Source organism: Herminiimonas arsenitoxidans (assembly GCF_900130075.1).
Lineage (GTDB): Bacteria > Pseudomonadota > Gammaproteobacteria > Burkholderiales > Burkholderiaceae_D > Oxalicibacterium > Oxalicibacterium arsenitoxidans.
Genome location: NZ_LT671418.1, coordinates 1146084 through 1166982 on the forward strand (window position 1 = coordinate 1146084; position 20899 = coordinate 1166982).

Here is a 20899-nt window from a genome sequence, read left to right on the forward strand (position 1 = left end):
AAATAAAAACACAGCTTATCCAGACGGAACTGATGCAAACCAATTTTGGCCCATTATTCCGTTAATATTTCTGACGCGCAAGTATTCCGCTCGTCATGCGATTATCGCCTGCTTAGCTGTGGTTTTTCAGTGCAAAATTTACAAGACGAACGTCTATTGATTTACACGCGTCGGGTTCCGGTGTAGGGCGCGACTGTTGTGCCCGACTCCAAGGTAAAGCCGGCTCCCGAATCGCCGCCCAAAGTCGACACCAGATACGGCATCAACTCACGCAGCATCGGCTCCAGCGTCCATGGCGGGTTATGTACAAACATCCCGCTGCTGTGCAGACCGAATCCATCTGGCGATGGCGTGGTGACAGACAAGGTGACATTGAGCCAGCCATTGGCGGTCAGACGTTTTAATTTATCCGGCATCTGGCGTGATTCCAGACGATTAAGCACTGGATACCAAACAGCGTATGTACCGGTTGCAAAACGCGTTAAAGCATCCGATACCGTCTGCACGACGCTACGGTAATCGCTCTTGTCTTCATACGGTGGATCAATCAGCACCAGTGCACGGCGCGATGGCGGCGGCAACAAGGCTCTCAGGCCGAGAAAGCCGTTGGCACGGTCGATCATGATGCGCTTGCCGCGCACTGTAGGACGTTTGCCCTGCTCTGCGGCATGTGCTTCCAGTTTGCGGAAATTGTCTGCAAGCAGCTTGCTATCAGCCGGATGCAGTTCAAACAGACGCAAGCGATCCTGTTCACGCATGACGCTATCTGCGCAATACGGCGAGCCAGGGTAATAGCGCATCTTGCCGCTCGGATTCAAGTCTCTGACGATTTGTACATATTCAGCCAGCGGCGCAGGTAAATCCTTGCGATCCCACAGCTTGGCGATACCTGTTGCGAATTCGGCATTTTTCGCTGCATAAGCACTATCGAGCGCGTACACGCCGGCACCGGAGTGAGTGTCGATATACATATACGGCGTGTCTTTTTGATTCATGTATTTAAGCAACTGAATCTGGACCAGATGCTTGAGTACATCGGCGTGATTGCCTGCGTGGAAGGCATGACGGTAACTCAACATAAGGGATGTCTATCTTGGCAAGAATGAGGGAAGGAAAATCGCGCGGCGAAGTCGGCGCAACTCGATAATGCGCCATTCTAACAATTACCGGCTTGAATACATACGATTACCGCGTATACGGCCAACCAGGCCTGACTAGGTAAAACACGCCGAACAATACAAAACGGGCACAGAGACTGCTCTCTGTGCCCGCTTCTGATGAGTAAAACAACCTTGTTTAAGCTGCTTGCTGCTGTGTCGCCACTTCCTCACGCAGAGTGCGCGCTGCCAGCACCATATTTTCCAATGCAGCAGTGGTTTCCGGCCAGCCACGGGTTTTCAGGCCGCAATCCGGATTGACCCACAAGCGTTGATCAGGAATCACGCCACGCGCCTTGCGCAGCAGACGCTGCATCTCAGCGACTTGCGGTACGCGCGGCGAATGGATGTCGTACACGCCAGGACCGATATCATTTGGATAAGCAAATTTACCGAAACCGTCGAGCAATTCCATATCCGAGCGCGAAGTTTCAATCGTGATCACATCGGCATCCATCGCAGCGATCCACGGCAGAATGTCGTTGAACTCCGAATAGCACATGTGCGTATGAATCTGCGTATCGTCCTGCACACCGGATGCGCTGATACGGAATGCCTTCACCGCCCAATCCAGGTAATGCGCCCAATCAGCAGCTTTCAACGGCAAACCTTCGCGGAACGCAGGCTCGTCGATCTGAATCATGCCGATGCCGGCTTTTTCCAGATCCACGACTTCATCACGCAAAGCCAACGCTATTTGCAAGGCAGTCTGATCACGCGGTTGATCATCACGCACAAAGGACCATTGCAACATCGTGACCGGACCGGTCAACATGCCCTTCATCGGCTTGCTGGTCAGGCTTTGTGCAAATTCGCTCCAGCCGACTGTCATCGCTTCTGGACGATAAACGTCACCATAGATGAATGGCGGTTTGACGCAACGTGAGCCATAGCTTTGTACCCAGCCGTTCGCGGTGAAGGCATAGCCCCACAACTGTTCGCCAAAGTACTCGACCATATCGTTACGTTCCGGCTCGCCGTGTACCAACACGTCCAGACCGATTTCTTCCTGCTTTTGCACGACCATGCGTACTTCATCGCGCATGCGGTTCAAGTAATCCAGATGCCCGATCTCACCGCGTTTGTATTGCGCACGCGCCTGACGGATATCAGCCGTTTGCGGGAAAGAACCGATATTGGTCGTCGGGAAAGCCGGCAAGTTGAAACGCGCTTGCTGCTTGACGATACGATCGGCAAACACATTGTTGCGATCCGCCGAAATACTATCGATCTGGCTCAAGCGTTTTTGCACCAAAGGATTGTGAATGCGTGGTGAGACTTTGCGTGCTGCGACGGCCAATGCAGCGGCCTTGAATTGCGCCTCGACTTCTTTCTCTTCACCATTCAATGCACGTTTGAGCGCAGTAATTTCCGACACTTTTTGCGTCGCAAATGCGAGCCAACCTTTGAGTTCTTCGTCCAGTTTATTTTCATTGGCCAGATCGACCGGCACGTGCAGCAACGAGCAGCTTGCACTAACCCACAAACGATCGCCGAGCGTTGCCTGCAAAGGCTGCAGCAATGCCAATGCGCTATCCAGATCAGCACGCCAAATATTACGACCATCCACGACGCCAGCCGACAGCACGCGGTATTGCGGCCAGTCTTTCAGAAACTCAGGCAATTGACCGGCACCACGTACCAGATCCAGATGCACGCCAGCTACCGGCAAGCTGCGCAGCAAAGCACTGTGTTCGCGCACTTGATCGAAGTAAGTTGCGAGCAGCAATTTAGGTGCTGCAGGTGACAATGTTTTGTAGGTCGGCTCAAACGCATCGCGCCATGCAGCATCCAGTTCCAAAGCCAAAATCGGTTCATCGATTTGCACCCATTCCACGCCTGCATCCTGCAAGCGCTTCAGTACTTTTTGATAACCTGCAACGACCTTAGGCAACAGATCAAGTTTGTTCGAGATACCGGATTTGATCTTGCCGAGATAGAGCAGGCTCAATGGGCCTACCAGCGTCACCTTGGTTTTATGACCGAGCGCAACGGCTTCTGCGTTTTCTTCAAACAGCCAGTCAACGCCACCGTCGAAACTAACGTCAGCTGTAAATTCCGGCACCAGATAGTGATAATTGGTATCGAACCATTTCGTCATTTCCATCGCAAAGTACTCAGGATTACCGCGCGCCAAGGTGAAGTAATCAGCCAGCGTCAGTTTTTTCGGATCGAATTTGAAGCGAGTCGGCACTGCGCCCAGTAAAGCCAGCGTATTCAAAATCTGGTCGTACCAGGCGAAATCGCCAACAGAAACGTAATCAAGACCGGCCTCTGCCTGGATGGCCCAATGACGTTGGCGCAGGGTTTTACCGGTTTCCTGCAATGCTGCGAGTTCAGTATCACCGCGCCAGAACGATTCGACTGCGAACTTCAGTTCGCGCTGTGCCCCGATGCGGGGAAAACCCAAGATATGCGCCTTTGCCATGCCCAACTCCAATGTAGATTTTTGAAGCTTGCCATGTTGCGCGCAGATGGACTATGATTCAAACGATAAATATTCAGATTCATCATGAGCGAAATTCATAATGCAATCCATACTTGAACTGCGACACCTGAAAACTCTGCTGGCTCTACGCGAGGCAGGCAACCTGCTGCGTGCAGCCGCTCTGCTCAATGTCACACAATCCGCTTTATCCCATCAAATCAAGCAGTTGGAAGACCATCACGGTACTCAGCTATTCGAGCGCAAATCGACGCCGGTACGTTTCACACCGGCCGGCGAGCGCTTATTGAAGCTGGCAGATACCGTCTTGCCGCAAGTTGCCGAAACCGAACGCGACTTGGTGCGTCTGGCACAAGGCGTTGCCGGTCAGTTGCGCATTGCGGTCGAATGCCATACCTGCTTTGACTGGCTGATGCCGGCGATGGATGTCTTCCGCGGCCGCTGGCCGGAAGTCGAGCTGGATATCGTCTCCGGTTTTCAAGCTGACCCAGTCGGCTTGCTGTACGAACATCGCGCCGATGTCGCCATCGTGGCCGAGATCGATCCCGATGAAAAAGTCGATTACCACGCACTATTCCGCTTCGAAATCGTCGCGTTGGTCGCACACGATCATCCGCTGGCAAACAAGGAATTTTTGGTAGCGGAAGATTTCATCGGCGACACGCTGATTACCTACCCTGTGCCGGACGATATGCTGGACGTCGTGCGTCAGGTATTGAAACCTGCTGGAGTAAAAGTTGAGCGCCGCACCACCGAGTTGACGGTCGCGATGTTGCAACTGGTCGCTAGCCGACGTGGCATTGCAACCTTGCCGGTGTGGGCTGCGCAGAATTATCTGAATCGGAATTACGTGCTGGCGAAACGGATTACAGCGGAAGGATTAACCGGACGCTTGTATGCAGCTTGTCTGCCTGAGACATCTGTCAAACCGTATCTGGCAGATTTTGTGACTACGACGCGTGAGAGTTGTTATTTGAATCTAGATAGCGTTGAATTGCTATGATCATCAAGTAACTGACATGCAATACACCCGCGATCCATTGAGCAACGCCAATCCGACATCTGAACGACAGTGTGATGGGAGTCAAGGACCACATGCAACCGCTGAACTTTCTCAGAGAATTATCAGGGAAAAATAGAACGCATCGCGCCAATCAACAACTCGGCGTAGCACTCGCGTTTGTTGCCGGAGCTGTCAATGCCGGCGGCTTTCTGGCGGTACATCAATACACATCGCACATGACAGGCTTCATGTCCGCAGTGTCCGACAATCTGATCGTCGGGAATGCAATATTGGTCATCGCAGGCATAGGATCAATGATCTCTTTTGTCAGCGGTGCAGCAGCGACTTCGATCATGGTCAACTGGGCACGGCACCGAAATTTGCACAGCACCTACGCCATCGTCCTCATTGCAGAAGCCGTACTTCTGCTGCTGTTCGGCCTGCTTGGTGCCAACCTCGATGCCTATCTCGACATCACGGTGCCCCTCACTGTGATCTTGCTCTGCTTCATTATGGGCCTGCAAAACGCCGTCATAACCAAGATGTCAGATGCCAACATACGCGCCACACACCTAACCGGCGTAGTCACCGATCTCGGTATCGAACTCGGAAAAATGCTGTACTGGAATCACAGACATGCCAGAAATGCAGAAGGCTATGTACGCGCACGACATGGAAAAGTGATCTTCTATAGCGCCCTTCTTACGATGTTTTTTATCGGTGGGATTCTGGGTGCAGTAGGCTTCAAATATATTGGTTACAGCACCGTGCTGCCGCTCGCGCTAGTTTTGTTTGTTATTGCGTTGATACCGCTCGTTGATGATGCAGTAGTTCGCTTTAGAGATTTGCGAACTTAGTACGGCATAAGCTTGCATAGTGCGGAAAACTGTAGCGCCGTCCACAGTAGATTAACTTTAAAAAATTATGTTAAAAACTTTGTTCCGCTAATATCTAATCCAAGTTAAATCAATATTTTTTAAAAGAGAATTGATTATGTCTACAGGTACCGTGCAACTACATCGTGTTCTCCGCGCGCCACCAGAGCGTGTGTATCGTGCATTTCTGAATGCCGATGCAATAGAAAAATGGCTACCGCCTTACGGTTTTACGTGCAAGGTCCACCACATGGAAGCCAAGGTCGGTGGAACTTTCAAAATGTCATTCTCTAATTTCAACACGGGTAACGGACATTCTTTCGGTGGCGAATATCTCGAGCTTGTTCCGCACGAGAAAATTCGCTACACCGATAAATTCGATGATCCAAACTTGCCCGGTGAAATACAGGTGACGGTGGTTTTAAGCAAAGTCTTGTGCGGAACCGAAATCAATATCGTGCAAGCAGGCATCCCTGAAGTGATCCCCGTCGAGATGTGCTATCTCGGCTGGCAGGAATCTTTAGCTCAACTCGCGACACTGGTCGAACCTGAGATTCCGGGTTAGCGATCACAGTAGCTTGGACTAAGTTTTTATCAGTCCAACATACACATGACTTGGATGTAAGATGGAGTCGGATGGCTCATTCAAACAGGGTGCGTCAATGTCTTCATTCATCGCTTCTACGCCATTTTCCACTTTCGCCGAAGAAATCGTCGGCACACCCTCACCATTGCGCGATGCAATCACCAACGCCTATCGTCGCGATGAAGTCACTGCAGTACAGGAATTGCTGGCGCAGATCAAAACCGATCCAGCCTTGCAAACCGCAACGCAGGCTTTGGCACAACGACTGGTAGCAACCGTACGTGCCAAACGCAGTCGCTCCTCCGGCGTCGATGCCTTGATGCATGAGTTCTCACTATCATCCGAAGAAGGCGTCGCGCTGATGTGTCTGGCCGAAGCGCTGCTGCGCATTCCCGATCATCAAACCGCCGATCGCTTGATCGCAGACAAGATCAGTCAAGGCGACTGGCAACGTCATCTGGGCGAGTCGCCATCGCTGTTCGTCAATGCAGCAACATGGGGCTTGCTCATCACGGGTAAATTGGTCAGTCATGCCAGCGAACATGGACTGAGCGCTGCTCTCACTCGCCTCATTAACAAAGGTGGTGAACCACTGATACGCAAAGGCATAGATCTCGCCATGCGCATGCTGGGCAATCAATTCGTCGCCGGACGCAATATAGAAGAAGCGCTAGACAACGGCCGCGAGCATGAAGAGCGTGGTTACCGCTACTCCTACGATATGTTGGGCGAAGCGGCGATGACGGCAGCGGATGCCGAGACCTACTATCTATCCTATGTCTCAGCGATACACGCGATAGGCCAGGCCAGCGATGGACGTGGCATCAGAAATGGCCCCGGCATCTCAGTCAAATTATCAGCCTTGCATCCACGCTATACACGTGCACAACGCACACGTGTAATGCAGGAACTGCTGCCACGCTTGAAAGAACTGGCGTTACTGGCAAAGCAATACGTTATCGGCATCAACATCGATGCAGAAGAAGCAGATCGTCTGGAACTGTCACTGGACTTGATGGAAGCACTCTCCTTCGATCCAGCATTAGCTGGTTTCGATGGCATAGGCTTCGTCGTGCAGGCATATCAAAAACGCTGTCCTTACATCATCGACTATCTTATCGATCTGGCTCATCGCAGTAATCGAAAATTCATGGTTCGCTTGGTCAAGGGAGCGTACTGGGACACAGAAATCAAGCGCGCGCAAGTTGATGGCTTATCCGGTTATCCCGTCTATACACGCAAGGTCTATACCGATCTTTCCTATCTTGTTTGTGCACAAAAACTGTTAGCAGCCAACGACGTCATTTATCCGCAATTCGCCACTCATAATGCGCTGACACTCGCCGCGATTTATCAGCAAGCGCAAGCGATGCAGGTGACAGATTATGAATTCCAATGTCTGCACGGCATGGGAGAAACTCTATACGACCAGATCGTAGGTAACGACAAATTAAATGTGCCTTGCCGAATTTACGCACCAGTCGGTTCACATGAAACGCTACTCGCCTATCTGGTACGCCGTCTATTGGAAAATGGTGCGAACTCATCCTTCGTTAATCAAATCGTCGATGACAAGATAAGCATTTCAGATTTACTACAAGACCCGGTCACGCTCGCGACAAAATTCGGCGGCCAGCCTCACCCTGCAATTGCCTTGCCTTCCGATTTATACGGTACGGAGAGATGCAATTCCAGCGGCATAGATTTGAGTGATGAACATGTATTGCGCGATCTCAGCAAGGCTTTAAACACTTACCGCAAGCAGCAATGGCATGCGCTGCCGCTGATCGGTCAACCTGTATCTGACTCGCGTAGCGATGTATGTAATCCTGCAGATCATGCTGATGTAGTCGGCACCGTAGTGCAAGCACGTAGCAACGATATAGAACAAGCTCTGAACTATGCAGTATCCGGTACCAGCGTGTGGCAAGCAAAGCCAGCGCAAGAACGCGCCAGCATATTGCTACGTGCAGCAGATTTATTTCAAAGCCATGCGACAGAATTGATTACGCTGGCAGTACGCGAAGCAGGCAAGACCTTGCCAAATGCCATAGGCGAATTGCGTGAAGCAATTGATTTTCTGCGCTATTACAGTATGCAGGCGATCGCATCTGAAACAGCGCCGCCACTCGGGCTGGTAGTGTGCATCAGTCCGTGGAATTTTCCTTTATCGATTTTCACAGGCCAAGTCAGTGCTGCTCTGGCAGCCGGCAATGTAGCACTGGCGAAACCAGCAGAACAAACACCATTAATTGCCTTCCGCGTTGTGCAGCTCTTGCATCAGGCAGGTGTGCCGGAAAACGCTCTACTGTTTCTGCCTGGTCGTGGCGAAACCATAGGTGCCCAACTGGTTGCCGATGCGCGCGTCGCCGCTGTCGTCTTTACCGGCTCTACACAAGTTGCACAAAGCATCAATCGCAAGTTGGTACAACGCAGCATCAATGAGGATAGAGACATTCCATTGATCGCAGAAACCGGCGGGCAAAATGCGATGATAGTCGACTCGTCGGCATTGTGTGAGCAAGTGGTGCGCGACGTCATTAGCTCTGCGTTCGACAGCGCCGGCCAGCGCTGCTCTGCCCTACGCGTGCTATGCCTGCAAACTGATATCGCAGAACAAACGCTACACATGCTGAATGGTGCAATTGAAGAATTGCAGATAGGCAGTCCGGATCGCCTTGCTACGGATATAGGCCCGGTGATCGATGCAGAGGCGCAAGAACATCTGCAGGCTTATATCAAGCAAGCAGCACACTTAGCGAAGCCGATCAGGCAACTACCATTACCGGCAACAACTGCATTCGGCACTTTCGTCGCGCCGTGCATTATTGAAATTGCCAGCATCACCGAACTGCAACGCGAAGTTTTTGGCCCAGTGCTGCATGTATTGCGCTATCGCCGCGACGACTTGCCGCAACTGATCAAAGATATCAATGCGACTGGCTTTGGACTCACGCTGGGTATACATACACGCATCGATGAAACCATAGACTACGTGGCGAACCAGGCACATGTCGGCAATATCTATGTGAACCGAAATATCGTCGGCGCCGTAGTCGGCGTACAGCCTTTCGGCGGCGAAGGCTTGTCCGGCACCGGTCCGAAAGCAGGTGGCCCGCTCTATCTGAAACGCCTGCAACAAGAAAACACCAGCGTTGCGGATATAGAAAAAATCGCCAAGGAAGATTTTCTTGAAACGCAGCAGATGCAAACTACGCTCGCAGACTTCCTGTTATGGAGCATGGCGCATAAACAACAAGAACTCAGTGAGTTGATCGCTGACTATACGCGCACCAGCCTATTCGGAAAGACCATGCAATTGCATGGTGTCACTGGCGAACTGAATACCATGCGCTTTAGCGCACGCGGTGTCGTCTTATGCGTCGCAGAAACAACACCAGCCTTGCTGAATCAATTAGCCGCTGCTTACGCGAGCGGCAATCAAGTCGTGTTATTGCAAAGCACTGCATTGCTCGTACCCACAGACTTCCCTGCGAGCTTGCGCGCCAGCATCACGATTATCGAATCTCAACACGAATGCAGAAAATTAAGACTAGCACTGCTGGAACGTGGACAACATCAAACCGATTTACGTACAGAGTTGGCTGCACGCGAAGGCGCCATCGTGGCTGTCGTGACAACATCTTTTCCGCATGCCATTCCACTGTGGCGCCTCGTCAATGAACGGGCACTTTGCGTCAATACGACGGCAGCGGGTGGTAATGCCAGCTTAATGACGATTAGCGCTTGAATCAGTCCGATTTGCATTAATGGAAAATACTGACCGTCAACCATGTGCATCCAACCTGAATCTTGAAAATAAAAAAGCCCGCCATGTAATAAACATGGCGGGCTTTTATTTACAGCCTTATTACTTATTGGTGAATATCAGCTCACCGTCTCTCACATCGACCGATATCACATCCTTAGGTCCAAACTTCCCTTCCAGGATAGCCTTGGACAAAGGATTTTCAATCCGCTGCTGAATCGCACGTTTCAAAGGACGTGCGCCATACACAGGATCGAAACCGGCTTCTGCGATTTTCTGCAACGCATCTTCCGATACATCCATAGACATATCCATGCGTGCCAAACGTTGCTCCAGTGTTGCCAGCTGGATCTTCGCAATCGAGCCGATGTTTTTCTCATCCAACGCGTGGAACACAACGATCTCATCGATACGGTTGATGAACTCTGGACGGAAATGACCTTGTACCTCTGCCATCACCGCCATCTTGATCAATGCAGGATCGCTACCTTCCATCGACTGTATCCTGTGCGAGCCAAGATTCGATGTCATCACGATCACCGTATTCTTGAAATCAACAGTGCGTCCTTGTCCATCCGTCATACGGCCATCGTCCAACACTTGCAGCAATACATTGAAGACGTCTGGATGTGCCTTCTCGATCTCATCAAGCAGGATCACACAGTACGGCTTGCGACGTACAGCTTCAGTCAGATAACCACCTTCTTCGTAACCGACGTAACCTGGAGGTGCACCGATCAAACGTGCGACCGAATGCTTCTCCATGAACTCGCTCATGTCGATACGAATCAGCGAATCTTCCGTGTCAAACATGAAGGATGCCAGCGCCTTGCACAGCTCGGTTTTACCAACACCAGTTGGGCCGAGGAACATGAAAGAGCCATACGGCCGATCAGGATCACCTAAACCTGCGCGTGAACGACGGATCGCATCCGAGACAGCGACAATCGCCTCGTGTTGTCCAACCACACGCTTGTGCAAAGCATCTTCCATCTGCAGCAGTTTTTCACGTTCGCCCGTCATCATGCGTGAGACCGGAATACCGGTTGCACGCGAGACGACTTCAGCGATTTCTTCCGCACCGACTTGAGTTCTAACCAACTTCGGTTTGCCTGCAGAGGCTTCGCCTTTCACTGCATTTTTCAGTTGTGCTTCCAACTGAGGCAAAGTGCCATACTGCAGCTCGGAGACGCGTTGCCAATCGCTCTTGCGCGTTGCATCTTCCATCTGCAAACGCACTTTTTCAATTTCTTCTCTGATGTGCTGACCACCTTGCGCCGCAGATTTCTCTGCCTTCCAGACCTCTTCCAGATCGGCATATTCGCGACCCAGGCGCTCTATCTCTTCCTCGATCAAGGCCAGACGTTTTTGCGAAGCTTCGTCTTTCTCTTTCTTGATGGCTTCGCGTTCGATCTTCAACTGGATGACGCGACGATCTAGCTTGTCCATCACTTCCGGTTTTGAATCGAGTTCTATCTTGATCTTGGACGCGGCTTCATCGATCAGATCGATGGCTTTATCAGGCAAGAAACGATCGGTAATGTAGCGATGTGACAGCTCTGCCGCTGCGACAATCGCAGGGTCCGTAATGTCTACACCGTGATGCACTTCGTATTTTTCTTGCAGACCGCGCAGGATCGCAATCGTCGCTTCTACAGTTGGTTCAGCAACGATAATTTTCTGGAAGCGACGTTCCAGCGCAGCATCTTTCTCGATGTATTTGCGATATTCGTCCAGGGTGGTTGCGCCTACGCAGTGCAACTCGCCGCGCGCCAAAGCAGGCTTGAGCATATTGCCGGCATCCATTGCACCTTCAGCCTTGCCGGCACCAACCAGCGTGTGCATCTCGTCGATGAAAACGATAGTCTGACCTTCGTCCTGCGCCAGTTCATTCAACACGGCTTTCAGACGCTCTTCGAATTCACCGCGATACTTGGCACCAGCCAGTAGCGATGCCATGTCGAGTGACAATACGCGTTTGCCTTTCAGACTTTCCGGCACTTCGCCATTGACGATACGTTGTGCCAAACCTTCGACGATGGCGGTTTTACCCACGCCTGGTTCGCCTATCAATACAGGATTGTTTTTGGAGCGACGTTGCAAGATCTGGATGGCGCGACGAATTTCATCGTCACGGCCGATCACTGGATCAAGCTTGCCGATACGCGCACGCTCGGTCAGATCGAGTGTGTATTTCTTCAAGGCTTCACGTTGACCTTCGCCTTCGGCTGAATCGACTTTCGCACCGCCACGTATGGTTTTGATTGCAGCTTCCAGCGCTTTGCGCGTCAAGCCGTTTTCACGTGCGATCTTGCCTGCTTCCGATTTATCTTCAGTCAGCGCCAGCAATAGCATTTCAGTGGCGATGAACTGATCGCCGTGCATCTGGGCTTCCTTGTCAGCCAGATTCAACAATGAGGTCAGTTCACGCCCAACCTGCACCTCACCGCCGTTGCCAGATACCTTAGGCAGGCGATCCAGCGCACTCTTCAGAGCGGTCACCATACCGTTGATATTCGCACCGGCGCGTTGCAGCAGCGAACGCGTGCTGCTGTCGTCCTGGCTTAACAGGGCGACCAACACGTGTACGGGTTCTATATATTGATTGTCGTTGCCGACTGCATGGCTTTGCGCATCAGCGAGCGCTTCCTGCAGCTTGGTTGTTAGTTTATCGAGACGCATTGCATACTCTCCCAGAGAAATTCATTCATGGAAAGAAAATTGGGCCAAGTAACCACTTTTCAAGCAGGGATTTTGGGTTAACTACATAAGCCCTATAACAGCTAGTGCAAATCAGGCAAATCTCGTCATCAGTTCGGCGAGCAGAAATCGTCGCCGTCTGGGTCAATAGTAGTCTATGCAGCGAGTGCGCGATAGGTGGCAAATCCGGCAATACAGAATGCGATGGAGCCTAACAAGTGAAGTGCTGTGTGCGCCAAGGCCCACATATAGTCGCCACGTTGCAGCAACAGGACTGCTTCGGCCGAGAAGGTGGAAAAGGTGGTCAAGCCGCCGAGAAAGCCTGTAATGGCGAATAAACGCCATTCTGGCGGCAGACTTGGATGACCAGTAAAGAATGCGACGGCCAGACCGACCAGATAGCCGCCAATCAGGTTGGCGGCCAGGGTTCCGATAGGCACATGGGTATTCATCATGTTGAACCAAAGGCCCAAACCCCAGCGCAACCATGCGCCAAGCGCCGCTCCTAAGCCAACGGCCAGCCAGCTCATTTTGTTTGACCTGCGTTATCTGTCGGCAGCTTCCATTTCGCCAACGCGGTATCGTCAGTAGTGCGGGCGTCTACCCAACGCGCACCTTGTGGCGTTTGTTCTTTTTTCCAGAACGGCGCATCGGTTTTCAGATAATCGATGATGAATTCGCAGGCAGAAAATGCTTCGCCGCGATGTGCTGATGTGACGGCAACTAAAACGATTTGTTCCAACGGCAGCAAGGGGCCGATACGATGAATGACTAGCGCATCAAAAATAGGCCAGCGCGCCTTGGCTTGCTCGACGATATTCTGCAAGGCTTTTTCGGTCATGCCAGGATAGTGCTCCAGCTCCATCTCAGCCACGCTGGAGCCGTCGTTCATATCGCGTACGGTACCGATAAAGGTCACGACTGCACCGACCTGCGGGCTGTTTGCACGCAAATCAGCTACTTCTTTACTGACATCAAAATCTTCGGTTTGAACGCGAATTGGCATCTGCTCTACTCCACCCTAGCCGCCGGTTACCGGAGGAAAAAAGGCCACTTCGCAGCCATCTTCTATCGGCGTATCTGCTTCTGTCATTTCCTGATTGTAGGCCATGCGCAGCGAACGTCCATCCGCCAGCACTTCTGCCCACACGCCGCCACGCTCGCGCAGGAAAGCACGCACATCACCCACTGTTTTTACATGAGCAGGCACTGTGACGGATTCTTGTGTCACCTTCAGCGCTTCACGCACGCTGGCAAAAAATCGAAGTTGAATATTCATCTAAGTAATCAGTACATCAAATCGCTGAATGAAATAAAGCGCACGGTATCGCCTGCGGCTATTGTCTTGCCCGGTGGATGATCGATCAAGCCGTCACCCCAGACTGTGGACGTCAATACACCGGAACTCTGGTTAGCGAATAAATCGAGGCCACCTTCTGCATTAATTTTGGCACGCAAGAATTCATTACGCTTGTCTGCCTTGTTCAAATTGAAATCGGCGCGCATTGCGTAGCCCTTGGGCGTTACATTTTCCACGCCTTGCAGGCGCAAGATAAACGGACGCACAAACAGCAGGAAAGTCACGAAGCTGGAAACAGGATTACCAGGCAAACCGAGGAAAAATGCCGTGCCGGATTTTTCCGTGCGATTGACTTCACCGAACGCCAGTGGCTTGCCCGGCTTGACCGCAATCTGCCACATATTCAAATGCCCTTCGGCTTCGACCGCAGGTTTGATGTGATCCTCTTCGCCGACAGATACGCCGCCCGAAGTGATGATCAAATCATTCTCGGCAGCGGCACGGCGCAAGGTATCGCGCGTCGCGGCTAGCGTATCGGGCACGATGCCGTAATCGCTGATCTCGCAACCGAGATTTTCCAGCAAGCCGCGCAAGGTGAATTTATTAGAGTTATAGATCGCGCCCGGCTTCAATACATCGCCCGGCATCGCGAGTTCGTCGCCGGTAAAGAATACTGCGACACGTAATTTGCGCACGACTGGCAATTGCGCCAATCCGACCGAAGCCGCCAAGCCCAACTCCTGTGCACGCAGACGCTGACCGACCGTCAATATTGTGCTGCCAGCGCGAATATCCTCACCCGCCCGACGTATCCATTCGCCGGATGCCGGTTTGTGTTTGACCGTTACCAGATCGCCGTCTGCATCCTTAGCTGCAACGCAGACTTCCTGCATCACGACGGCATCAGCGCCTTGCGGAATCATGGCGCCGGTAAAGATGCGTGCAGCACAACCCGCTTCCAGAGGCTTGCCTACATGGCCGGCTGGAATCCGCTGACTAACGCGCAATACAGCTTCGCCACTCACGCAATCAGCGGCACGTACTGCGTAACCATCCATAGACGTATTGTCGACAGGCGGGACGTTCAGTTGCGAATCCTGTGCGACCGCGAGTATCCGACCGTTCACTTCCAGCGTCGGCAGAATTTCTGTCTCGGTAATTTTTTTTGCGGAGGAAAGAAGGAAGCTAAGTGCTTCAGCAACACTCAACAACGGTTTGGGTTCAGTCATGCTTGGCTCGATAATGGGTCATGGAACGATTGTAAGCGGAAGCACGTCATCGTGCCCCGCTTGCCCCTATACGGCAGCTACGGCCTGGCCGCAGCCATCTTGTTATTACAAGCCGGTATGCTTTGCGATGAAGGCTTTCATTTTTTCTACATCAGCCGTCATCACTTCAAAGCGTTGCGGCAAGTCTTCGATATTTTCAAAACCGGCTGGACGATCAGCATCACGTCCCAGCGCTTCGCGTATGGTTTCGTTGAACTTGGCTGGCAATGCAGTTTCCAGCACGATCATAGTCACACCTGGAGTCAAATGCTCGCGCGCGACTTTGACGCCATCCGCTGTGTGCGTATCTATCATCAGGTCGTACTTGGCTTGCAAGTCGCGTATCGTCGCCACGCGGTCTGCATGCGTCGATTTGCCGGACACAAAACCGAACTTTGCAATGTTCTTGAACTCATCGCCGTCACTGCCCGGTTTGCCGGACAGATCAAAGCCACCGTGTGTTTCCACCTTCTGGAACAAGGCGCGTACACGGTCGCCATCGCGATTCAGCAAATCGTAGACGAAACGTTCGAAGTTGGATGCCTTGCTGATATCCATACTCGGACTGGTGGTGTGATAAGTCTCCGCCGATTTACGCACGCGATACACACCTGTGCGGAAGAACTCATCCAGCACGTCGTTTTCATTGGTAGCTGCGACCAGTTTGTCGATAGGCAAGCCCATCATGCGCGCGATATGACCGGCGCAGATATTGCCGAAATTGCCGGATGGGACGGTGAACGATACTTTCTGTTCATTGCTGGTGGTCGCGCTCAGGTAACCACGGAAGTAGTAAATCACTTGCGCCACGACACGCGCCCAGTTGATCGAATTCACGGTACCGATTTTTTGCTGCTGCTTGAAGGCGTGATCATTGGACACAGCCTTGACCATATCCTGGCAATCGTCGAACACGCCTTCTACTGCGATATTGAAAATATTCGGATCTTGCAGACTGAACATTTGCGCAGTCTGGAAGGCACTCATTTTCTTGTGCGGCGACAGCATGAAGACACGTATGCCCTTCTTGCCGCGCATTGCGTATTCCGCAGCGCTACCAGTATCACCGGAGGTCGCGCCGAAAATATTCAGTTCAGCGTGTTGCTTGGCCAGCGTGTACTCGAACAGATTGCCGAGTAATTGCATAGCCATATCTTTAAATGCCAGCGTTGGGCCATTCGACAGCGCTTGCAGCATCAACTTGGTGCCATCTTTTTCCTCGACCAAACGCAAGGGCGTGATACGCGCAGCTTCTTCTCCGCGGCGTACATTGCGATAAACATCGGCGGTGTAAGTCTTGTGCACCAGTGCATGCAAATCCGCTTCAGGGATATCGGTGGCGAATTTCTTCAATACTTCGAATGCCAGATCAGCATACGACAGCGTACGCCATGCATCGAGTTCCGCGTCGCTCACTTGCGGATAGCTCTCAGGCAGATACAAGCCACCATCAGGTGCCAAACCGCCGAGCAAAATTTCAGAAAAAGATTGTGCCGGCGCCAAGCCGCGGGTGGAAATGTATTGCATAGGAATAATTGAATTAGTTGGTGGCCGACTTGTTCAGGAAACAGGATGATTCAGGCACAGCGACGCGTTACATATAGAGCCGTATTATAGCTTCGCTGGCAGACTGAGCCGAACAAAACCGCGGCGGGAGGATAGTGAAGGCTTATTTCATGAAAATCAGCCAAAACGGTGAAGCACGGGCAAAACCGGCCTCACCGCTCGTGACAGCAAGATTTAGCTCAAATGTTCGAGGCGGATCTTGGTCACTTTGCCCAGCACCGTCGACAATGCTTCGATCTTCTTGATCGCTGCCTCAACGTTTTTCTCTTGGGTCTGATGCGTCAGCATGATGATATCGGTCTGCGTCTCGCCCAGAGCAGGCTCTTTCTGCAACATCGCATCGATCGAAATGGTCGATTCCGCCAGAATACTTGTTACTTTGGCCAATACGCCCACTTCATCTGCCACTGGCATACGCAGGTAGTAGCTGGTCGTCACTTCCGAAATCGGCAAGATGGGCGTGTCCGCCATCGAGTTCGGCTGGAACGCCAAATGCGGTACACGATGTGCCGGATCAGCATCAGCCAAACGTGCGATATCAACCAGATCGGCAATCACGGCCGATGCGGTTGGCTCCGCGCCTGCACCTTTACCGTAATACAAGGTTGCGCCCACGGCGTCACCCTGTACCAGCACGGCATTCATCGCGCCTTCTACATTCGCGATCAGACGCTTGGACGGGATCAGCGTCGGATGTACGCGCAACTCGATGCCTTGCGGCGTGCGCTTGGCAATACCCAGCAATTTGATGCGATAACCGAGTTGTTCTGCGTAACGAATATCGACAGCTTCCAGCTTGGTGATGCCTTCCACGTGCGCCTTGTCGAACTGTACCGGGATACCGAAGGCAATCGCTGCCATCAGTGTCGCCTTGTGCGCTGCGTCCACACCTTCAATATCAAAGGTTGGATCAGCCTCGGCGTAACCCAGGCGTTGTGCTTCTTTCAAAACGGTATCGAAATCCAGGCCCTTGTCACGCATTTCGGACAAGATGAAGTTGGTGGTGCCATTGATGATGCCGGCGATCCATTCGATGCGGTTGGCAGTCAGGCCTTCGCGCAATGCCTTGATGATAGGAATGCCGCCAGCCACTGCCGCTTCATACGCGACCATCACGCCCTTGTCTTGTGCTGCCTTGAAAATCTCATCACCGTGGATTGCCAGTAAAGCCTTGTTCGCTGTCACCACGTGCTTGCCGTTGGCAATCGCTTTCAGCACCAAGTCTTTGGCAATGCCGTAGCCGCCTATCAGCTCGACAACAATATCGATCTCTGGATTAGCAACAACCAAATTGCCATCGTTCACCACTGCACACTGATCGCCGACCAGCTCTTTGGCGCGTGCAACATCCAGATCAGCCACCATCACGATTTCAATTTCATGACCAGCGCGGCGGGAAATTTCTTCCTGGTTACGCTTCAGAACATTGAATGTACCCGCACCGACGGTGCCGATTCCTAACAAGCCAACTTTGATGGATTTCATAATCTTTGTATTAAATAAGGTCACATAAAAGACAACGTTCCCATGCTGGCGAACGCGGTGACGAAAATAGAAGCGGGATCAACCCAGCCGCTTGCGATAACCTTCGAGGAAGTGTGCAATACGTCCGATCGCAAGCGTCAGATCGTCAGAATTTGGCAAGAATACTACCCTGAAATGATCTGTCGTCGGGCAATTGAAGCCCGTACCTTGGACAATCAGCACGCTTTCTTCTGCCAGTAACTGATAGGCAAAATCCTGATCATCCTTGATCGGATACATCTTAGGATCAAGTTTAGGGAACATGTACAGCGCCGATTTTGGCTTGACGCAAGTCACACCAGGAATCTCGGTCAACAGCTTGTGCGCCAGATCGCGCTGTTTCAGCAAGCGTCCGCCAGGACCGACCAAATCGTTGATGCTTTGGTAACCGCCCAACGCGGTTTGAATTGCATACTGCCCCGGTGCGTTTGCGCACAAACGCATCGATGCCAGCATGTTCAAACCTTCGATGTAATCCTTGGCATGACGCTTCTCGCCCGAGACCACCATCCAGCCGGCACGATAGCCGCAGGAACGATAATTTTTCGACAAACCGTTGAACGTGATGAACAACAAATCGTCCGCCAATGAAGCGAGCGAAGTATGTACCTCGCCATCGTACAAAACCTTGTCGTAAATCTCGTCGGCAAAAACAATCAGTTGATGCTGGCGTGCGAGTTCCACGATCTGCTGCAGCAACTCAACCGGATACAAAGCGCCGGTAGGATTGTTTGGATTGATGACAACAATTGCCTTGGTATTCGAATTGATTTTTTTCTTGATATCTTCGATATCAGGGAACCAGCCTGCCTGCTCATCGCACACATAATGCACAGGCGTGCCGCCGGACAGACTGACCGCCGCCGTCCATAAAGGATAATCAGGTGATGGCACCAATACTTCATCGCCGGTATTGAGCAGCGCGTTCATGCTCATGACGATCAATTCCGATGCGCCGTTGCCGAGATAAATGTCGTCTATTGTGACGCCCGTGATGTTCTTTTGCTGCGTGTAATGCATGATCGCCTTGCGCGGCGCGAACATGCCTTTTGAATCGGTGTAACCCGATGCATTCGACATATTGCGTATCATGTCCTGCACGATTTCATCTGGCGCATCAAAACCAAAGACGGCAAGGTTGCCTATGTTCAGCTTGATGATCTTGTGACCGTCTTCTTCCATTTGCCGCGCTTTTTCCAGCACAGGGCCGCGAATATCGTAGCAAACATCATCCAGTTTTTTCGATTTTTGAATCGGTCGCACAGCTACTGTTCCTTGTGATTTTCAGAACTTGTTGAGGTTCTAATGGGAACGCATGTCCTTGAAAGCATCGACCAAACTTCGGTGATCGAAGGGCAAGCGCAAATGACGGTGGCATTGTTGCACCGCGAAAGAGATCCATTTTGCCGAAAGCGATCGATTTTATCAATCGATAAAGGCTGGTTTAAAGCTGAAAACGTTACAATAAGCGCTCTTTATCTTCCATTTATCGGAAATCCGCGCCCGCACTCCGATCACGACCATCATGAAGCTTCATAACACCGCCACCCAGCAATACCAGACTGTTACTGCCTATGATGAAAATGGCATTGAAATCAATTTAATCCCATTCGACTACAGCCTGGTTGTTCTACCGGAAATTGCGCCTGCAGCATGGCCTGTCGCCTCCTTCGATACATTGACGGCCGAGAATTTTGAACAGATCAACGCCATTGCTCCGGATGTTGTCATTCTCGGTACTGGCGCACGCCAACGCTTCGTCCATCCGCGCTTGACGGCATCGCTGACAGCACGCCGCATCGGCGTTGAGTGTATGGATAACCAAGCTGCATGCCGCACCTACAATATCTTGATGGCAGAGGGTCGCAAAGTTGCTCTGGCATTGATATTTGAAGCGTAACGCTTATCTGCCAGCACTTTCCATCGTGTTGCTGAACCAACACTAAAAATTATTGTCTTTTCAATAGTGCTCAATCAACAATGAGCGCTATGCAGCAAGACGGTGGAAATAAAAATACAAGTTTTCCATTTATTGCTTGAAGGATAAAAACTCGTCCCCATCTGTACGTTCGGCCGCATTGCACATGCGCACGCTGAATTGGTAACGAATCGATCGTAGATCACACCGCTGCGCCTGCAGCGCGACACTATCGGCAGAGAAAGTGAGATAAATGGATCAAGATATCCCCGTGGAAGAACGCCCTTCTGCACTCAACAAAATCGTTCCGGATTTTTCCGCTGCGATGACCGGCGATCAAACGTTTCAACTTGCTGATTACAAAGGTAAAAAAGTCGTTCTGTACTTTTATCCCAAGGACAATACGCCAGGCTGCACCACTGAAGGGATTCAATTCCGTGACTTGCATCCACAGTTTCAGCAAGCCAACACAGAAGTCTTCGGTATCAGCCGCGACAGCATCCGCTCGCATGAAGGCTTCAAGGCAAAACTGGCCTTGCCGTTCGAACTGATTTCTGACCCTGACGAAACGCTGTGCACCATGTTCAATGTCATGAAGATGAAAAATATGTATGGCAAGAAAGTACGCGGCGTAGAACGCTCAACTTTTATTATTGACGAGTCAGGTAAATTGGTGAAAGAATGGCGTGGAGTGAAAGTGCCTGGACACATCGATGAAGTACTGGAGTTTGTGAAGGCTCTTGCTTAGGTTTGCAGAACCCATTGAATTCAAAAGAATTTTTCTCGA

17 protein-coding genes are annotated in these 20899 nt (G+C 51.6%); 7 read left to right on the forward strand and 10 right to left on the reverse strand.

What is annotated here, in order from left to right:
• Positions 1 to 161: 161 nt before the first annotated feature.
• Together BQ6873_RS05380 and metE are read right to left on the reverse strand one after the other, a co-directional pair.
• Positions 162 to 1079 (reverse strand): 23S rRNA (adenine(2030)-N(6))-methyltransferase RlmJ, encoded by a 918-nt coding sequence (locus BQ6873_RS05380; RefSeq protein ID WP_076591730.1) that lies wholly within the window; start codon positions 1077 to 1079, stop codon positions 162 to 164.
• Positions 1080 to 1296: 217 nt separating this feature from the next.
• Positions 1297 to 3585 (reverse strand): 5-methyltetrahydropteroyltriglutamate--homocysteine S-methyltransferase, encoded by a 2289-nt coding sequence (gene metE / locus BQ6873_RS05385; RefSeq protein ID WP_076591731.1) that lies wholly within the window; start codon positions 3583 to 3585, stop codon positions 1297 to 1299.
• A gap of 100 nt (positions 3586 to 3685) precedes the next feature.
• Between metE and BQ6873_RS05390 the strand changes: the two genes are divergently transcribed.
• The 4 genes from BQ6873_RS05390 (at position 3686) to putA (ending at position 9818) form a co-directional block, all read left to right on the forward strand.
• Entirely contained in the window at positions 3686 to 4606 is a 921-nt protein-coding gene (locus BQ6873_RS05390) for a LysR family transcriptional regulator (protein ID WP_076591732.1), read from the forward strand.
• Positions 4607 to 4698: 92 nt separating this feature from the next.
• The gene (locus BQ6873_RS05395; RefSeq protein WP_076591733.1) at positions 4699 to 5463 is read left to right on the forward strand and encodes a YoaK family protein; all 765 of its coding nucleotides are present in this window, start codon (positions 4699 to 4701) and stop codon (positions 5461 to 5463) included.
• Between the two features lie 136 nt (positions 5464 to 5599).
• Complete coding sequence (locus tag BQ6873_RS05400; RefSeq protein ID WP_076591734.1) at positions 5600 to 6046, forward strand: SRPBCC family protein; 447 nt, start codon at positions 5600 to 5602, stop codon at positions 6044 to 6046.
• 97 nt (positions 6047 to 6143) lie between these two features.
• Complete coding sequence (gene putA, locus BQ6873_RS05405; RefSeq protein WP_083664530.1) at positions 6144 to 9818, forward strand: trifunctional transcriptional regulator/proline dehydrogenase/L-glutamate gamma-semialdehyde dehydrogenase; 3675 nt, start codon at positions 6144 to 6146, stop codon at positions 9816 to 9818.
• A gap of 120 nt (positions 9819 to 9938) precedes the next feature.
• Here the strand turns inward: putA and clpB are convergent, their stop codons facing one another.
• The 8 genes from clpB to BQ6873_RS05445 all read right to left on the reverse strand — a co-directional run bounded on the left by clpB (position 9939) and on the right by BQ6873_RS05445 (position 19457).
• Positions 9939 to 12518, reverse strand: coding sequence for an ATP-dependent chaperone ClpB (clpB, locus tag BQ6873_RS05410; RefSeq protein WP_076591736.1), 2580 nt, complete (start codon positions 12516 to 12518; stop codon positions 9939 to 9941).
• A 173-nt stretch (positions 12519 to 12691) separates the two neighbouring features.
• Positions 12692 to 13066 carry a fluoride efflux transporter CrcB gene (gene crcB / locus BQ6873_RS05415; protein ID WP_076591737.1) on the reverse strand — a complete coding sequence of 125 codons (375 nt, stop codon included), beginning with the start codon at positions 13064 to 13066 and terminating at the stop codon, positions 12692 to 12694.
• Positions 13063 to 13542, reverse strand: a complete 480-nt coding sequence (moaE, locus tag BQ6873_RS05420; RefSeq protein WP_076591738.1) for a molybdopterin synthase catalytic subunit MoaE — start codon at positions 13540 to 13542, stop codon at positions 13063 to 13065. The genes crcB and moaE overlap by 4 nt, the downstream gene beginning before the upstream one ends.
• A 15-nt stretch (positions 13543 to 13557) precedes the next feature.
• Positions 13558 to 13815 (reverse strand): molybdopterin converting factor subunit 1, encoded by a 258-nt coding sequence (gene moaD / locus BQ6873_RS05425; protein ID WP_076591739.1) that lies wholly within the window; start codon positions 13813 to 13815, stop codon positions 13558 to 13560.
• Between the two features lie 8 nt (positions 13816 to 13823).
• Positions 13824 to 15065 carry a molybdopterin molybdotransferase MoeA gene (locus BQ6873_RS05430; protein WP_076591740.1) on the reverse strand — a complete coding sequence of 414 codons (1242 nt, stop codon included), beginning with the start codon at positions 15063 to 15065 and terminating at the stop codon, positions 13824 to 13826.
• Between the two features lie 105 nt (positions 15066 to 15170).
• Positions 15171 to 16631, reverse strand: coding sequence for a threonine synthase (thrC, locus tag BQ6873_RS05435; protein ID WP_076591741.1), 1461 nt, complete (start codon positions 16629 to 16631; stop codon positions 15171 to 15173).
• 213 nt (positions 16632 to 16844) lie between these two features.
• The gene (locus tag BQ6873_RS05440; RefSeq protein WP_076591742.1) at positions 16845 to 18155 is read right to left on the reverse strand and encodes a homoserine dehydrogenase; all 1311 of its coding nucleotides are present in this window, start codon (positions 18153 to 18155) and stop codon (positions 16845 to 16847) included.
• Between the two features lie 78 nt (positions 18156 to 18233).
• Complete coding sequence (locus BQ6873_RS05445; RefSeq protein WP_076591743.1) at positions 18234 to 19457, reverse strand: pyridoxal phosphate-dependent aminotransferase; 1224 nt, start codon at positions 19455 to 19457, stop codon at positions 18234 to 18236.
• Positions 19458 to 19499: 42 nt separating this feature from the next.
• Between BQ6873_RS05445 and BQ6873_RS17995 the strand changes: the two genes are divergently transcribed.
• The 3 genes from BQ6873_RS17995 (at position 19500) to BQ6873_RS05455 (ending at position 20860) form a co-directional block, all read left to right on the forward strand.
• A complete protein-coding gene (locus tag BQ6873_RS17995) occupies positions 19500 to 19733 on the forward strand; it encodes a hypothetical protein (RefSeq protein ID WP_157889126.1) in 234 nt (77 codons plus the stop codon).
• Positions 19720 to 20094, forward strand: coding sequence for an Mth938-like domain-containing protein (locus BQ6873_RS05450; protein WP_076591744.1), 375 nt, complete (start codon positions 19720 to 19722; stop codon positions 20092 to 20094). The genes BQ6873_RS17995 and BQ6873_RS05450 overlap by 14 nt, the downstream gene beginning before the upstream one ends.
• Positions 20095 to 20365: 271 nt before the next feature.
• Positions 20366 to 20860 carry a peroxiredoxin gene (locus BQ6873_RS05455; RefSeq protein WP_173830582.1) on the forward strand — a complete coding sequence of 165 codons (495 nt, stop codon included), beginning with the start codon at positions 20366 to 20368 and terminating at the stop codon, positions 20858 to 20860.
• Positions 20861 to 20899: the final 39 nt, after the last annotated feature.

Coding starts and splice junctions, on each gene's coding strand:
- BQ6873_RS05380 (WP_076591730.1), bottom strand. CDS start 1,079: ATGTTGAGTTACCGTCATGCCTTCCACGCAGGCAATCACGCCGATGTA.
- metE (WP_076591731.1), bottom strand. CDS start 3,585: ATGGCAAAGGCGCATATCTTGGGTTTTCCCCGCATCGGGGCACAGCGC.
- BQ6873_RS05390 (WP_076591732.1), top strand. CDS start 3,686: ATGCAATCCATACTTGAACTGCGACACCTGAAAACTCTGCTGGCTCTA.
- BQ6873_RS05395 (WP_076591733.1), top strand. CDS start 4,699: ATGCAACCGCTGAACTTTCTCAGAGAATTATCAGGGAAAAATAGAACG.
- BQ6873_RS05400 (WP_076591734.1), top strand. CDS start 5,600: ATGTCTACAGGTACCGTGCAACTACATCGTGTTCTCCGCGCGCCACCA.
- putA (WP_083664530.1), top strand. CDS start 6,144: ATGTCTTCATTCATCGCTTCTACGCCATTTTCCACTTTCGCCGAAGAA.
- clpB (WP_076591736.1), bottom strand. CDS start 12,518: ATGCGTCTCGATAAACTAACAACCAAGCTGCAGGAAGCGCTCGCTGAT.
- crcB (WP_076591737.1), bottom strand. CDS start 13,066: ATGAGCTGGCTGGCCGTTGGCTTAGGAGCGGCGCTTGGCGCATGGTTG.
- moaE (WP_076591738.1), bottom strand. CDS start 13,542: ATGCCAATTCGCGTTCAAACCGAAGATTTTGATGTCAGTAAAGAAGTA.
- moaD (WP_076591739.1), bottom strand. CDS start 13,815: ATGAATATTCAACTTCGATTTTTTGCCAGCGTGCGTGAAGCGCTGAAG.
- BQ6873_RS05430 (WP_076591740.1), bottom strand. CDS start 15,065: ATGACTGAACCCAAACCGTTGTTGAGTGTTGCTGAAGCACTTAGCTTC.
- thrC (WP_076591741.1), bottom strand. CDS start 16,631: ATGCAATACATTTCCACCCGCGGCTTGGCGCCGGCACAATCTTTTTCT.
- BQ6873_RS05440 (WP_076591742.1), bottom strand. CDS start 18,155: ATGAAATCCATCAAAGTTGGCTTGTTAGGAATCGGCACCGTCGGTGCG.
- BQ6873_RS17995 (WP_157889126.1), top strand. CDS start 19,500: ATGGGAACGCATGTCCTTGAAAGCATCGACCAAACTTCGGTGATCGAA.
- BQ6873_RS05450 (WP_076591744.1), top strand. CDS start 19,720: ATGAAGCTTCATAACACCGCCACCCAGCAATACCAGACTGTTACTGCC.
- BQ6873_RS05455 (WP_173830582.1), top strand. CDS start 20,366: ATGGATCAAGATATCCCCGTGGAAGAACGCCCTTCTGCACTCAACAAA.